This is a genomic window from Marinobacter sp. B-21 (genome assembly GCF_056857895.1).
In genome coordinates this window covers 1-14,322 of record NZ_JBSXNZ010000080.1, presented here as the reverse complement: position 1 = coordinate 14,322, position 14,322 = coordinate 1, and the positions used below count along the sequence as shown (strand labels likewise).

The window sequence follows — 14,322 nt, the reverse complement described above, 5'->3', positions numbered from 1 at the left end:
GGCCACAAAAAATGATGAATTATGGCAACAACGCCCTCCGCCCTTGTCATCAATACCTGCCGTGGTTAAATAGATACTCACCGGCCAGGGGAAACAGCCGACACCATGAAGAAACACCTTGTTCTGATTGAGGACGAACCCGCCATCCGCGACAACTACCGCGCCGCTTTCGAGCGCCGCGGCTACCGGGTATCTGCCCATGGCGACCGGGCATCGGCCTGGCAGGTGCTGCGACAATCGCTGCCGGATCTGGCCATTATTGATGTCGGCCTGGGAGACGAGCCGGAAGGCGGCTTTGCCCTGTGCCAGGACCTGCGCTCACTGTCGCAAACCCTGCCCATCATCTTCCTGACCGCCAGGGACAGCGACATCGATTCGGTGCACGGCCTGCGCCTGGGCGCCGACGATTACGTCACCAAAGACATGAGCCTGGACCACCTGCTGGCCCGGGTTACCGCCTTGCTGCGCCGGGCCGATGCCTGGGCCGAAGCCCTACAGAAGCCGGACGAAGTTCTGCAACGGGGCCAACTCGCCCTCAACGTGGATCGCATGACCGTCGCCTGGAACGATGCACCCATCGACCTGACCGTGACCGAATTCTGGATGCTGTATTCACTGGTTCAGCACCCGGGCCACGTCCGCAGCCGGGAACAGCTGATGGAAGCCGCCAGCACGGTGCTGGACGACAATACCGTGACCTCCCACATCAAACGCATCCGGCGCAAGTTCCTGCAGCTGGATGAAACCTTCGATGGCATCCAGACCGCCTACGGCATGGGCTATCGCTGGAATGCCCGTGAGGTCTGAGCCTTGAACCTGAAGCGCCAGCTGCTCGTTGCCAGCCTGCTGATGCTGCTGATTCCCTGGGCAGGTCTGCAGTTTGTCCTGGAGCTGGACGATGCCCTGCGACAACAGGCCCGGCAACACCTCCGGGAACAGGCCGAACGGCTGGCCGAGACCGCCGGCGATCTGATGATCGGCATGCCCGCAGTGGCCTCTGGTGAACCCGCGATTTACGTTGAACCTCTCACCGGTACCATCAACCTGGACGGCTATGGCGACGACTGGCCGGGCTATGACGAAGAAAACCCACTCCGGAATTGGCAGAGCAGCAACGCTTCCGGCTCCGGCCTGCCAACCCTGCATTGGCAGGCCGCCACCGACCAGCAAAACCTGTACCTGCTGGTCCGTGTCACTCCACGCCAGCCGGTGTTCTTCAACCCCGGTAATCCGGACCAGCCCCACGACCGGCTCAGACTGTGGCTGAAGCCCGACATCCAAAGCGTTTCGCCTGACCAGTCAGCACTTTCCTGGCTGATCCGCACACCAGCACCAGGGCAGGTTTATGGCCTGACCGGGGCCACCCTGAAACCGGACTACCGGCTTTCCAGCTTCTGGCAAGGTGCGGGCGATGGCTGGCAACTCGAGCTGAGGTTACCCATGCCCAAGGGCCGCAGTCGGCTTGGTTTTGCGGCCCTTTGGGGAGAGCGAGGGAGCGGGAACCGGGAAATGGCGGTCTCAACCCCGACCGACCCGCTGCCGGTACTGGTCAGCCGTAACCTGGCCCTTGAACGGCAACTTGAACCGCAGCTGAACCGGGGCCAGCGCGCCCGTCTGGTGGAACCGGCAGGCTGGGTTATTGCGAGGCAGAGTGCCGCTTCTACCCCGCCAGGTCCGAAATTCAACACCCTCAGCCCGCTTCAGGTGATGGAACAGATCAGTCTCAACGCACTCCGGGCGCTGGTGCGCTTTTACCAACCGGAGCCAACGGCCATCCAGACCGGCAGAAACCGGATAGACACCGACACACTCCCCGGCGAAGGCCTGGTTCGCCACGAGGATGACAGCGTCTGGCTACTGACCACCCGGCCGGTGTTCGGTGGCCGCACACTGATCCTGGAACAGTCCCTGGATCAGCTCCTGACGCTGTCCGGCTCTACGCTCGGCTCAGTCATTGCCCGCAGCACCCTCATTATCGTGGCCCTGACACTGGTGCTGCTCGGCTACGCCAGCTGGCTGTCGTGGCGCATTACCCGGCTGCAACGGGCGGTCAGCGCCAGTATTGACGAGGATGGGCGGATAACCGGTACGGTGCCGGACTCCCGTGCGAAGGATGAACTGGGCCAGTTGCAAAGGCATTTCAGCCTGATGGTGGATCGCCTCCATGGTTACAACCGCTACCTGGAAAGTTTTTCCCGGCGCCTCTCCCATGAACTGAAAACACCAGTTGCCGTGGTGCGCTCGTCACTGGAAAACCTCAGCCATTGCGATTCTGAGGCCGAGCGCAGGCAATACATTGAGCGGGCAGCCTCGGCCACCGAACGTCTCCGGCAGATACTCCATGGCATGAGTGAAGCCGCCCGGCTGGAACAGAGCCTGGACCACGCCGACAAGGAACCATTTGACCTGGCCGAGGTCGCAACCCAGGCCACCGCCGCCTACCAGGCACTGGATAGCGGCCATCGAATCCGTTATTCCGGTCCGGAAGCGGGCCTGCAGATGACCGGTTCGCCGGAGCTGATGGTGCAGCTGCTCGACAAACTGGTGGACAATGCCCGGGATTTCACACCGGAAAAAGGGCTGATTGAAGTCGGACTGGAAGCCACAACCGATGGCCTCTGCCTGTCGGTTTTCAACGAGGGCTCCGCCCTGCCGGAAAGCCCCGCCACAGACATCTTCAGCCCCTTCGTATCACTGCGGGAAGGGCAGGAACAGGGCCACCTGGGCCAGGGCCTGCTCATTGTCAGCCTGATTGCCGACTACCATGGTGGCCGTGTGGACGCACTGAACCGCACCCAAGGTGGCATTGACGGTGTATGCTTCCGCGTTATTATCCCCGCCATCCATTCTTGAAACAGGACTGCACCGCCGTGAGCGCACGACTGGACTCCCTCGACATTCATCCACTTCGCAACGAACTCTATAACGAGCTGCACTCGCGTCCCTTCCAGGTGCTGCCAACTCCGGCACGGGTCACCCAGATGGCGGTGCTGACCACCCCGGAACAGCGCCAGCAGCAGTTCCGGCACCTGCAGGAGCTGCACCGGGTGCTGGGCCAGCCGGTGCCGGAGCACGAAACAGGCTGTTTTGAGCACACGTTCGGTTCCCTCCGGGTACGCCGTGAAATGCACATGGAGTTTGCCTCCTACACCTTCATCAATCTGGCCGCCAGCAACAAGGCCCCCTTCACCGAAGCTGGCATTACACCGCTTCCGGAAGGCTGGCTGGAGCAGTTGTCCGGCACCGTGATCGCCGCCTTTCACCTGGAAATACGACCAGCCGCAGACGGAACCGAGGGGGATCTGGACTATGTCCGCAAACACTTTGAAGGCATGCGCCTGGTCGGCAGCAGCCCCCAGGAAGGCGCCGCCCGGGTGTGGGGCACCTTCAGGCTGCACAGCGACGGGTTTGGGCGATTCATGGTGATGAACCACCACATGTCCGACAGCCAACTCGGGCGCCTCACCCAGCGGCTGATGGAGATTGAGACCTATCGCCTGATGTCGCTGCTGGCGTTGCCGGTAGCCCGGAAAATCACCCCATCCCTGAATGATATGGACGAAAAGCTGGCGGTGATCACCCAGTCTCTTGCCGAGAATCAGGAAGTTGATGAAGAAAAGCTGCTCGCCCAACTGACCAATATCGCCGCCCGCATTGAGGCCTTCCGGGCCCACTCCACCTTCCGTTTCTCCGCCACCCGCGCCTATCATCGGCTGGTGCTGACCCGACTGGAGGAACTGCGGGAGGACGAACTGTCCGGCCACCTGACCCTCACCGAATTCATGACCCGCCGGCTGACACCGGCGGTAAAAACCTGCGAAGCGGTCAGCGAACGCCTGGAAGACCTGTCACGCCGGGTGGACCGGGCCTCGGACATGATGCGGACCCGGGTGGAACTGGCCATTCAGAGCCAGAACCAGCAACTGCTCAGTTCCATGGACCGACGCTCCAGGATCCAGCTGATGATGCAACACACCGTGGAAGGTTTCTCGGTGGTGGCCATTACCTACTACCTGATCGGGCTGCTCAAGTTTGGCCTGGATTCGATTTACGAGGCAGGCTTCGCCGTCAACAAAACACTGATTCTCGGCGTCGCCATTCCCGTGGTCATGACCCTGGTGTTCCTTGGCGTCCGGATGGTTCACCATCACTTCATCAAAATGGCGAAACAGCAGTAGCCGACACCAGCAGCCTGTCGGACTTAAGGCTGACAGGCTGCTAACTGCCGGCGCCCGCCTCTCCGGCAAACTGCCGGTAAAACTGCTGGGCCGTGCGGCCATTGCGGACACCCTTGGCGGTGGCGAAACGGATGGCCTCCCGGTGCAGGCTCTCCCTGTCGGCCACCTCCGGAAACAGGGCATCCACCGCTTGCAGGTAGATCTCCTGAGAAAACGCGTAGAACGACAGCTGCAGGCCGAAGCGATCCGCCAGCGACACCTGCTCCTCGATGGCTTCCGCCGGGTGTACTTCACCGTCGCGCATCTCGCTTTTGAGGTTGTCAGACATGAACTCCGGCATCAGGTGCCGGCGATTGGAGGTGGCATACACCCGCACATTCTCCGGCGGCAATTCCAGGGAGCCCTCCAGCACACTTTTCAGGGCCTTGTAGCCAGTCTCGCCGACATCAAACGACAGATCATCGCAAAAGATCACGAACCGGAACGGCAAATCGCAGATGTCATCGACGATTTCCGGCAGATTCACCAGATCATCCTTGTCCACCTCAATCATCCGCAGCCCGCGCTCCTGGTAGCGATTCAGCAGCGCCTTGATCAGAGACGACTTGCCCGTGCCCCGGGAGCCCCAAAGCAAAGCGTTGTTGGAAGGCTCACCGGCGAGAAAACGCTCAGTATTGCGGGCCAGTGCCTGTTGCTGCCGGCGGATGCCGGCGAGATCCTGCCATTGCACCGGATCGAGCCGGCGAATCGCCCGCAGACCGGAGCGGTGACGGCGCCAGACCGCCGCCGGCGTGGTTTGCCAGTCTATAGATACAGTTCCGGACATACACCTCTTTCCTATTCCGTCCCGTGTCAGCCTGTGAAACACTGAACACTCTGTTTATAACCGGTTGAAAAGGAGACTTTACCCCAAATGGCCGTAAAATCCGTTGCCCTGGTGGCACACGACAACAAGAAAAAGGAACTGGTGGACTGGGTCGCGGACAACCGCACCCGCTTTGCTCCGCTGAAACTCTATGCCACCGGCACCACCGGCCGGCTGTTGCGGGACAATCTGGAGCGGGACGACATTCATTGCCTGCTCAGTGGCCCGTTAGGGGGAGATCAGCAAATCGGCGCCAAGATTGCCGAGGGCGAAATCGATCTGCTGGTGTTTTTCTGGGACCCCCTCGAACCCCAGCCCCATGACCCCGACATCAAGGCCCTGCTAAGGATCGCGGCACTCTGGAACATTCCCGTGGCCTGTAACCGGGCAACGGCGGAATTCATCCTGACTTCTGCCTACATGACTGACGACCAGCACCAGCCGAAAAAACCGGATTTCTCCGATTACACCGGTCGCCCGGTCGGCGCCTGAGGCATTAGGCAAGGCCAGTGGTTATGACTACACTGATAAGGTAGCTGTAACGGACCGCCGGCACGCCAATGAATAGTCATGCCACTTTCCTCCAACATCGGTTTTTGAGCGTGGCCGTTGCTCTCTTCTGGGTTCTGTGTCTGCTGCCCGCATCGCCGCTGGCAACGGCAGAGCAGTCGAACGAAACGATAACTGTCGGCATTGTCGGTGATAACAAACCCTATTCCTTTGATGACGGTCCGGGGGCCTCCGGTTTTTCCGTCGATGTTCTCCGGGAGGTCGCCAGGCAGTCCGGTCTGAACTTCGTCTTCCGAGCTGGCAGTTGGCCGGAGATCTACGATGCGTTCCTGCGCGGAGAGCTTGATGTTATCGACGGAATTTCGTTCCATCCAGATCGCGCTGAAAAAATCCTGTTTACTGAGCCGTACCACCTGCGTCAGACCTTCCTGATGCACAATACCCAGACACCGATCGGAAAGATCAGCACGATAGAGGACCTCAAAGGCAGTCGAGTAGGTTTGGTACGTGACGTTTATTATCGCGATGCCCTGGCAGGTCAGGGTATTTCCATCACTACCTACGACTCTCTATACAGCCTTATCCGGGCACTCGCATTTGGCTGGGTGGATGTTATTGTCGGTCCAAGGCTGACTCTCCAGTACTACGCTAGCCAAGCTGGATTCGGCTTTCTCGAGATCGCCGGTGCGGCCCCCTTCGGAGAGCTCTCTAACGAGGATTTCCGCATTGGAGTTCTGAAAACCAACCAGGACCTCTTTCAAAAGATCAGTCGTGGCCTGCAACAGATTCCACAACCGCGAATACAGGAGTTGCTTGAGCGCTGGCGGGAATTCGGCGGCAACAACCTCAACAAAGTCACAGAATTTACCCTGACCCCGGAACAGCGCCGGTTTATTTCGGAAACCGGTCCGGTTCGCGTAGGTTTAATGCGGGATTATGCCCCTTACAGTTTTGAAAGCGGCACCCGTATTCACGGTTTGAGTATTGATGTGCTTAACCGCATATCGGACCTGACCGGATTGCAGGTGATTCCAGTCGAAGGGCAGTGGATCGAATTGTTACCGTTGTTCCGTGACGGCGAAATTGATCTTCTGGCCAACATGTCTTTCAGACCCGAACGTCAGACCTTCACTCGCTTTACCCAGCCTTACCACACGATTCCCAATGTTGCCTTTACCCATGACCCGTCCCTGAGACTGGAGACACTTGACGACCTCAGGGGGCAACGCGTAGCGCTGGGTTCCGGCATCTATTACGAAAAACCCGTCAGAGCTGCATTGGGTGACAATGCGAGGATATTCACAACGCAGGACGCCATGTTCCAGGCCCTGGCCAGAGACGAGGTCGATGTGGTTCTCGCCGCTTTGCCCAATGGCAATTTCTGGATACGGGAGCTGGGTATCCCCGGAGTACGAATCGCGGGTGAACTGATGCTGGAGGGCCAGGCTGGCGAAGATCTCCGTTTCGGGGTAAGGCCCGGACTCGCCCCGCTGGCCGACATTCTTGATCAGGCACTGTCAGCCATCAGCGCTGAAGAGATGCATGCGATCGAGAGCCGTTGGCTGGGAGCCAGCGTTGACCGGCAGGTAGCTGAAACGGGTGAGGTGACTCTGAATGCAATAGAGCTGGCCTGGCTGGAAGCCCATAACAGTCAGTTAAACATGTGTGTTGATCCACACTGGTTTCCACTTGAAGGCATAGACGCCGAAGGCAACCATACCGGATTGTCCGCCGAGGTGGCCCGCTTGTTCTCAAAACGTGCACCTGTGCGGTTTGAGCTGGTTCGCACAGACAGCTGGAAAGAATCCATGAGAGCCGCCAGACAAGGCAAGTGCGATATCTTCACGATGGCAATGAAGACCCCTGAACGGTCCCGATTCCTGAATTTTACCGAGCCGTACCTTGAGGTGCCGACTGTTGTTCTTGGCCGGATTGAAGCCCCCTTCATCGAGCGCGTGGGAGATCTGCGGGGCCAGAGGATTGGCGTTGTCGAGGATTACGCGTTCGCGGAGCTTTTGCAGAACCGCTACCCCTCTCTCAATCTTATCGAAGTCGGGAACGAACAAGACGGGCTAAGGAAACTGCAAAGCAATGAGCTGGACGGCTACATCACAACGCTGGCAACTGCCAGCTACTACATGCAGGAACTTGGCCTTGCCGATCTGAAAGTAATTGGCAGAGTTCCCGCAGACTGGTCACTCTCCGTGGCAACGAGAAAGGACGAGCCTGTTGTTCTGGGCATCATGCAAAAACTGGTTTCCAGCCTCACCGCCCAGGAGCGGAAAGACCTTGAACGGCAGTGGCGGAACTTACGGCTCAAGCAATCCGTGGACTACACCCTGACCTGGCAACTGCTGGTCGCTGGCGTGCTGATTACCGCTCTGCTGGTTCACTGGAACCGGAAACTCAACCGCCTCAATAAAGACCTGACTGATGCCAATGAGAGGCTCGCACGTCTAAGCGTAACGGACGACCTGACGCAATTAGGCAACCGAAGCTACTTTGACCAGGAGTTCCGCAAGAGCTTCCAGTGGTGTCAGCGCCACAATTCGGGCTTCGCGGTCGCAATGATAGACGCGGATCATTTCAAAAAAATCAACGACAGTTATGGCCACGAAGCCGGAGATCTTTGCCTGAAAACTCTGGCAAACACCATGCGCGAACACTTCCGGCGGGAAACAGACAGGCTCTCGCGTTTTGGGGGCGAGGAATTCGTCATTTTTGCCAGCTACGAGGACAGGAATGAAATACGTAACCGCCTGGAGCGTTTCCGGGAGGCTGTCGCAAATGCCTGCAGTATTTGCGATGGCAACGATATCAAGCTGACCATCAGCATTGGTCTGGCGACCGGTATTCCGGGGCCGGATGACTCACCGGCGGAATTTCTCAGACAGGCCGACCAGGCCCTGTACCAGGCCAAAGAAAATGGTCGGAACCGGCTGGAGGCGCGAGCGGTCAGTTCCTGAGTGGTGGTAAGATTGACACAAAACAAGGATAAGGAGAAAACCATGGCACGTATTTACGAGGACAACTCACTCTCCATCGGCAACACCCCGCTGGTAAAACTGAACCGGGTCAATGACGGCGCCACCATCTGGGCCAAGATTGAGGGCCGTAACCCGGCCTACTCCGTTAAGTGCCGGATCGGCTCGGCCATGATCTGGGACGCCGAAAAACGGGGCACCCTCAAACCGGGCATGACCATCGTGGAGCCCACCAGCGGCAACACCGGCATCGCACTGGCGTTCGTGGCTGCTGCCCGCGGCTACAAACTGATCCTGACCATGCCCGCCTCCATGAGCCTGGAACGCCGGAAGGTCCTGAAGGCCCTGGGGGCGGAACTGGTGCTTACAGAACCAGCCAAAGGCATGCCGGGCGCCATCGCCAGGGCGGAAGAGATTTTCGCCTCCGACCCGGACAACCATTTCCTGCCCCAGCAGTTCCAGAACCCTGCCAACCCACGGATTCACGAAGACACTACCGGCCCGGAGATCTGGAATGACACGGACGGTGAGGTGGACATCTTCGTGGCCGGTGTCGGTACCGGCGGCACGCTGACCGGTGTGTCCCGCTACATCAAGGACACCCGTGGCAAGAAGATCACCACCGTCGCCGTCGAGCCCACGGATTCACCGGTCATCACCCAGGTGATGAATGGGGAAGATCCCAAACCTGCGCCCCACAAGATTCAGGGCATTGGCGCCGGCTTTGTACCCAAGAATCTGGACCTGGAACTGGTTGACCAGGTGGAAACCGTTTCCAATGAGGAGTCCATGGACATGGCCCACCGGCTGATGCAGGAGGAAGGCATTCTCTGCGGCATTTCCTGCGGTGCCGCCGTTGTCGCGGCGGTCCGGGTGAGCAAGCAGCCGGAGCACAAAGGCAAGAACATCGTCGTGGTATTGCCGGATTCGGCAGAACGCTATCTTTCCTCAGCCCTGTTTGCTGACCAGTTTGGTGAGCTGGAGAACGTGCAGTAAGGAAAAAAAGGCGCAGCCTTGTGCTGCGCCTTGTGCTCATCAGAACTGGTACTTCAGGCCAACTCGGCCGGTATCAAACTCCGGCCCGCTGTTGGTCACCTGGCCGTTGAAATCTTCTTCATCAATGTCAACGTTGTAGCGGTTGTACTCCGCGAACGCCGTCAGCTGCTGCGTTACGCGGAAATCCACACCGGCACCCACAAAGGGCGTCACCTCATCGTAAGTCTCGCTCTCGTCGAAGGCGTCCACATCAAAGGCCGAGGCAAATACACCGGCTTTGCCGTATACACCAAAGCTGTCAGTCAACGGCAGACGACCAATCGCGCCCAGGCCAACTCCTTTGAGTTTGCCTTCCACATCATCTTCGCCGAAGTTCCCAAAATCGATGTACTCCGCTTCCAGAGCAAAAAACGGATTGAACTGGTAGCCAAGGGCTGCGCCAAGCAGGTCGTTCTCGTCCTCAAACTCTCCACCGTGGGCTTTGTAACCACCGTAGCTACCGCTGATGTATGGGCCTGACTGATCTCGCTCCTCGCTGCCCTGAGCCAGGGCGGCGGGGACAGAAAAGGCAGATGCTGTGAAAAATGCTGCACAGGCGAAACGGATTCCGGAATTCATAAGGCTTTCCTCCTGGTGAGTTCAGATGTCCTTCTCATTCCATGGGTAACCGAAAGCAGTCTCTCAATTACCCGAACTCACCCTACTAGGGGTTGTGCCTGAAGTGGGTTAAAACCGGCCTAAGAATTGGTAATCCTGGATTAACCAAAAAGGAGAAAGGCGATCAAGTCAAGGGGCCGTCCCTTGATCTGCCGGCGAGTTGTTATCTTGAGCAGAAGCCTCACCGGTGCCCGCGCTGTTATCAGTTACTCCGGAGTCCGCCCGTTTCATCAGAACCATGCCACCTTGCAGCAGCAATGATTTAAGTCGGGGGTCTCCCTGTTCCGCGATCCCCACAGCAAAAGCCATCAGGGCCGCCTCCAGAGGATTTTCCTTAATCAGGTCGCGAAGCACGTCAATACCGGAACCCGATTTGCCATTGGCCTCTTTACGGCGTTTGCCCGAAAAAGCTGGGCGAGTTAAACGCAGAAAAAAGAGCGCAAGGAAAAAGACACAGACGAACCCGACCAGCCCCATGGCTCCGGCCTCGCCAAGCAAGGGGGACAGTGCCAGGATTACTGCCTGAACCAGAAGATAAAACCCGGTAAGTAACAGGGTGGTGAGCAAGACCATCGCCAATACAAAGCCAATGAGGGCAGCGGCAGCCTTGCGCAACGCACCCTGAACCTGAGCAGAATCAAGCATGATCAGCGATCAAGCAGTTTGCCCACCAGAATACCGGCCAGGAACATGATAATAATGCTGAGGAACGGCCGTTCTTCAATTTTGTGCTCAACGTCATGAAAGGCTTTGTCTCCAGCATCCTTTGCGCGATGCAATACTTCATCGCCTTTCTGTTTGACCTGATCCAAGGCCTCACGGCTCTCGCGACGAATTTCATCTCTGAGGCTGCTGATGTTGCTTTTCTGGCTTTCCGAAACAGTCCGGGTCAGTTTGGACAAATCGTCCCGGAGCGCTTGCAGATCCCGCTTTACCTGGTCGTAGTCGTCCTGGGTAGATTTTGCTTCCATTTTCTTCTGCCTCCTTGAACAATCGATTTACCGCTGATGTGGCGTTTCCATAATACAGTACAACCTCTGCCAGTTATTGAACCCAACAACGTAACAGCGAAGCGCCTACCCCAAAATTAGCACAGTATATTCGAGCGCGCGTTACTGTAACTTAATCCATCGGTTCGTCATTGCGGACTCGCAGAAAACTGGCAAAACGGGGCAGACCAGTGGCCGTAAGACCATAATACTTGAATGTGATCGTGCTTCCGGGCTCTGGTGGGGACGCCCTCTCGGTATCGCTGAACCCGGAACCAATCCGGAACTGCCGGCCATTTTCGAGCTCGACCAGCAGTGACCCCATCATGCCCTCGTATTTGCCACTGCCCGGCAGGTGACGAACCACCACCGCTTCGGCATCCTGGTACGGCTTCACTTTCAGCAGGTCATTCGAGCGACCGCTTCGGTAACCACTGGCCCCCAGGTGCAGCATTAACCCCTCTGCCCCGCTGTCTACCACCTCTTCCAGACGCCGCATCAACTTCTCATGGGTGCTCGCCCGCTGCTGCTCCACAAGCACCATATAGGGTGATCCGACCCTATCGACCAATGCCCTCAGCCGGGCCAGACGCTGATCGAAAGTAGCCTCCTGATCCGGAAGATCAAATACCATGAAGCGAACCTGCCGCCACTGGGCAGCTACCGGAACCACCTGACGCACCGCCCCCGATAATTCCGCAAAACGGCCACGCCCCATCCAGAGCTCGCCATCCAGGGGACGCGCCGGAAACCCTTTGGTAAACCACCCGGGCGCCCGATACTCGTGACCACCACGGGAAAGAAAGCGCTCACCGGTCCAGTAGGCTCGCACCCCGTCGAGCTTTTCACTGACCCAGTAGCCCTCAAGCGGCATGCCTTTTTGATAGACATTGGCGAGTGTGAGCTTTGGTGGTTCCGCCCAGGCCACGGGGGAAGGCAAGAAGGAAGGCAGCACCAGAAGCACGGTACAAAACAATCGGGAAAGCATGGCAGCTCCTTTGCTCTACTGGGCCAGATATTCCGTTCCGGCCATAATGATCAACAGGTCGTTATTCGTTTCCGCAGGTGCTCCTCACCTTCTCCCGGAAATCCTCACGAATACGGGTATTCTCAGCCTCACTCACGAAGACCCTCTCACCCTGATCGTTGAGGTCATAAAAAGTTGAGACGCTGGCCAGATACTTGAGACGCGCCCGAAGTTTTCGGCAAACATCGGCACGCTTCTCCGCTTTCTCCTTAGCCTTGGCATCAGCCGCCCGCCGCGCCTTGCGTTCCGCCTGCTGCTGCTCCAGAAATTCCGTCATTTTCTGATGGCGTTCCCGGGCACCCGTATCCGCATTGGCCGGAGCGGCATTAACCGCAACTTCACTTGATGTCGCCTGGGCCGGTGGGCGATCTCCGAAATGGGTTTGGCCGTTGGCATCCACCCATTTGTAGACACCCGCGTTTGCGGAGAGGGGGATGGAGCAGAGGAACATTAAAACCACTAATGCTTTCACACAGAAATCCTTTTCAACTATTTGCTTCCTTGGCGCCTTTACCAACGAAAGGCTTTCACGATAGGCGAAAACTCTATCACCGCAGCCCCCGCCAACACCATGAACGACGCAACAAAAACCGCCATTTGGGGCGCTTCCAGGTTTGTAGGCTACCCTGCAGGTATGAACGGACTGCCGCAGTTATACGAACGCGTTCGCAAAACTCCAAAACACCGAGTGTGAAAATAAGGTAACTATCTGATAGGGTTGAAAAGTTGGAACAGGAAGGGCGGAGTTATACGCCCATGACCAAGAGCGGGAGTGGCTCAGGAATGAGCGTATAACTCCGGCGGTAGCCATGGTAAATGGTTCTCAAGACTCTGTTTTTGAGAGAGAATCAGGCGTTTTCCTGAGAAATCTTGAGTGGAGTTTTACGAACGGGTGATATACGAACGCGTTCGTATAATTAGCTGTTGAACTAGCCGCGCAAGCGCGGGGAGCGCGCCTGAGATCTTTGTTGATCATCGATTACTGAGTAGGGTTTTCAAGGATGAAGACGATACTACAAGAGGTGATGGGCCGGGGGTATCCGGCCCTGGCGGAGAAGACGCCTCTGCCACCGCATGTTCATCGCGCGGCCAGGGCGATGGTGCTGTGCCGCACGGCGGCACTGGGCGGTCACATACAGGGCTGCCCCGAGGGGCATGTCCAGCGGGTCTGGTACAACTCCTGCCGCCACCGCAGTTGCCCGCAATGCAACCGGATTCAGCTTGAGCGTTGGCTGGAGGGCCAGAAGTCACGCCTGATTGATCACCCCCATCGCCATGTGATCTTTACCCTGCCGCACGAATTGCATCCGTACTGGCGCCGCAACACCGACCGGATGACTCGCTGGTTGTTCCAGTCCGTGCGAGAGACGCTGATGTGTTTTTTGAGCGATCCGGCGTACCTGGGGGCCCAACCTGGCATTCTGAGCGTTTTGCACACCTGGGGGCGGTCGCTCACGTTGCACCCCCATATTCATTGCGCCATTACCGAGGGTGGTCTGGACGATCAGGGGCTGTGGCGGTTGCCGGTCAGGAACTGTTTTCTGCCGATCCGGGCGGTCATGTTCAAGTATCGTGGGCACTTCCTGGCGCAGCTGAAATCCGCCGTGGATTGCGGGGAGTTGTCGCTACCGGACGGTGAGACACCGACGAGCAGCCACAACCTGTTTAACCGATTGGGACGTAAGCCCTGGAATGTGAACCTTCGAGAGCGTTATGACAACGCGGAAGGCGTGGTGGAATACCTGGCCCGCTACGTGCGGGGCGGGCCGATGCGCCCGAGTCAGTTGTCAAGGTTCCGGACCGACCAGAACGATGTCCTGTTCCGCTACCATGCGCACCGGGACAACCCGGATGGCGGACGTAAACGGTGCCGGAAGGAACGCCTGAGTACGGGCGAATTTGCCGGGCGGTTACTGCAGCATGTGCCCCGCAAGGGGCTGAACATTGTGCGCAGTTATGGTCTGTATGCGGTTGCCTGCCGGGGCAAGCTGGACCAGGCCCGGGCGGACGTGGGGCAAGCGCCGGTTCGCCAACCGAAGCCGGTTCGGTGGCAAGGTTATCTTGGCCGTTTTCCCGACAGTCAGAAGCAGACCCACTGCTCGGTCTGTGAGCGGCA

13 protein-coding genes are annotated in these 14,322 nt (G+C 58.1%); 7 read left to right on the top strand and 6 right to left on the bottom strand.

Translation table 11 applies throughout. The features are described from left to right. The first annotated feature begins 105 nt into the window (after nucleotides 1-105). Genes pdsR through AC13C0_RS12960 form a run of 3 tightly spaced genes read left to right on the top strand, consistent with a single transcriptional unit; the run spans nucleotide 106 to nucleotide 4,178 of the window. Nucleotides 106-807: a proteobacterial dedicated sortase system response regulator gene (gene pdsR / locus AC13C0_RS12970; RefSeq protein WP_117618734.1), complete on the top strand. Its 702-nt coding sequence runs from the start codon at nucleotides 106-108 to the stop codon at nucleotides 805-807. Between the two features lie 3 nt (nucleotides 808-810). Then, on the top strand, nucleotides 811-2,853 hold the full coding sequence (locus AC13C0_RS12965; RefSeq protein ID WP_482954520.1) for an ATP-binding protein: 2,043 nt from the start codon (nucleotides 811-813) through the stop codon (nucleotides 2,851-2,853). A gap of 17 nt (nucleotides 2,854-2,870) precedes the next feature. Continuing rightward, nucleotides 2,871-4,178, top strand: coding sequence for a DUF3422 family protein (locus tag AC13C0_RS12960; protein WP_117618736.1), 1,308 nt, complete (start codon nucleotides 2,871-2,873; stop codon nucleotides 4,176-4,178). A 40-nt stretch (nucleotides 4,179-4,218) separates the two neighbouring features. Here the strand turns inward: AC13C0_RS12960 and AC13C0_RS12955 are convergent, their stop codons facing one another. Beyond that, nucleotides 4,219-5,004, bottom strand: a complete 786-nt coding sequence (locus AC13C0_RS12955) for an ATP-binding protein (protein ID WP_117618737.1) — start codon at nucleotides 5,002-5,004, stop codon at nucleotides 4,219-4,221. A gap of 87 nt (nucleotides 5,005-5,091) precedes the next feature. On the opposite strand from AC13C0_RS12955, the gene AC13C0_RS12950 reads away from it, so the two are divergent. The 3 genes from AC13C0_RS12950 to cysK all read left to right on the top strand — a co-directional run bounded on the left by AC13C0_RS12950 (nucleotide 5,092) and on the right by cysK (nucleotide 9,533). Continuing rightward, nucleotides 5,092-5,535, top strand: coding sequence for a methylglyoxal synthase (locus AC13C0_RS12950; RefSeq protein WP_117618738.1), 444 nt, complete (start codon nucleotides 5,092-5,094; stop codon nucleotides 5,533-5,535). A 110-nt stretch (nucleotides 5,536-5,645) separates the two neighbouring features. Further along, nucleotides 5,646-8,519 (top strand): transporter substrate-binding domain-containing diguanylate cyclase, encoded by a 2,874-nt coding sequence (locus AC13C0_RS12945; protein WP_482954519.1) that lies wholly within the window; start codon nucleotides 5,646-5,648, stop codon nucleotides 8,517-8,519. Between the two features lie 42 nt (nucleotides 8,520-8,561). Next, nucleotides 8,562-9,533: a cysteine synthase A gene (cysK, locus tag AC13C0_RS12940; protein ID WP_482954518.1), complete on the top strand. Its 972-nt coding sequence runs from the start codon at nucleotides 8,562-8,564 to the stop codon at nucleotides 9,531-9,533. 39 nt (nucleotides 9,534-9,572) lie between these two features. Here the strand turns inward: cysK and AC13C0_RS12935 are convergent, their stop codons facing one another. The 5 genes from AC13C0_RS12935 to AC13C0_RS12915 form a co-directional block, all read right to left on the bottom strand. Further along, nucleotides 9,573-10,151, bottom strand: a complete 579-nt coding sequence (locus tag AC13C0_RS12935) for a porin family protein (protein ID WP_341580817.1) — start codon at nucleotides 10,149-10,151, stop codon at nucleotides 9,573-9,575. Between the two features lie 168 nt (nucleotides 10,152-10,319). Beyond that, nucleotides 10,320-10,805 carry a hypothetical protein gene (locus tag AC13C0_RS12930; RefSeq protein ID WP_341580818.1) on the bottom strand — a complete coding sequence of 162 codons (486 nt, stop codon included), beginning with the start codon at nucleotides 10,803-10,805 and terminating at the stop codon, nucleotides 10,320-10,322. A 32-nt stretch (nucleotides 10,806-10,837) separates the two neighbouring features. Beyond that, nucleotides 10,838-11,161 (bottom strand): ElaB/YgaM/YqjD family protein, encoded by a 324-nt coding sequence (locus tag AC13C0_RS12925; RefSeq protein ID WP_341580819.1) that lies wholly within the window; start codon nucleotides 11,159-11,161, stop codon nucleotides 10,838-10,840. 151 nt (nucleotides 11,162-11,312) lie between these two features. Then, entirely contained in the window at nucleotides 11,313-12,167 is an 855-nt protein-coding gene (locus tag AC13C0_RS12920) for a DNA ligase (protein ID WP_341580820.1), read from the bottom strand. Between the two features lie 61 nt (nucleotides 12,168-12,228). After that, nucleotides 12,229-12,678, bottom strand: coding sequence for a DUF4124 domain-containing protein (locus AC13C0_RS12915; protein WP_227539267.1), 450 nt, complete (start codon nucleotides 12,676-12,678; stop codon nucleotides 12,229-12,231). Between the two features lie 529 nt (nucleotides 12,679-13,207). Here AC13C0_RS12915 and AC13C0_RS12910 point away from each other — a divergent pair. Beyond that, nucleotides 13,208-14,322, top strand: a 1,115-nt coding sequence (locus tag AC13C0_RS12910) for an IS91 family transposase (protein WP_482954517.1), incomplete at its 3' end; no start/stop codon positions are given.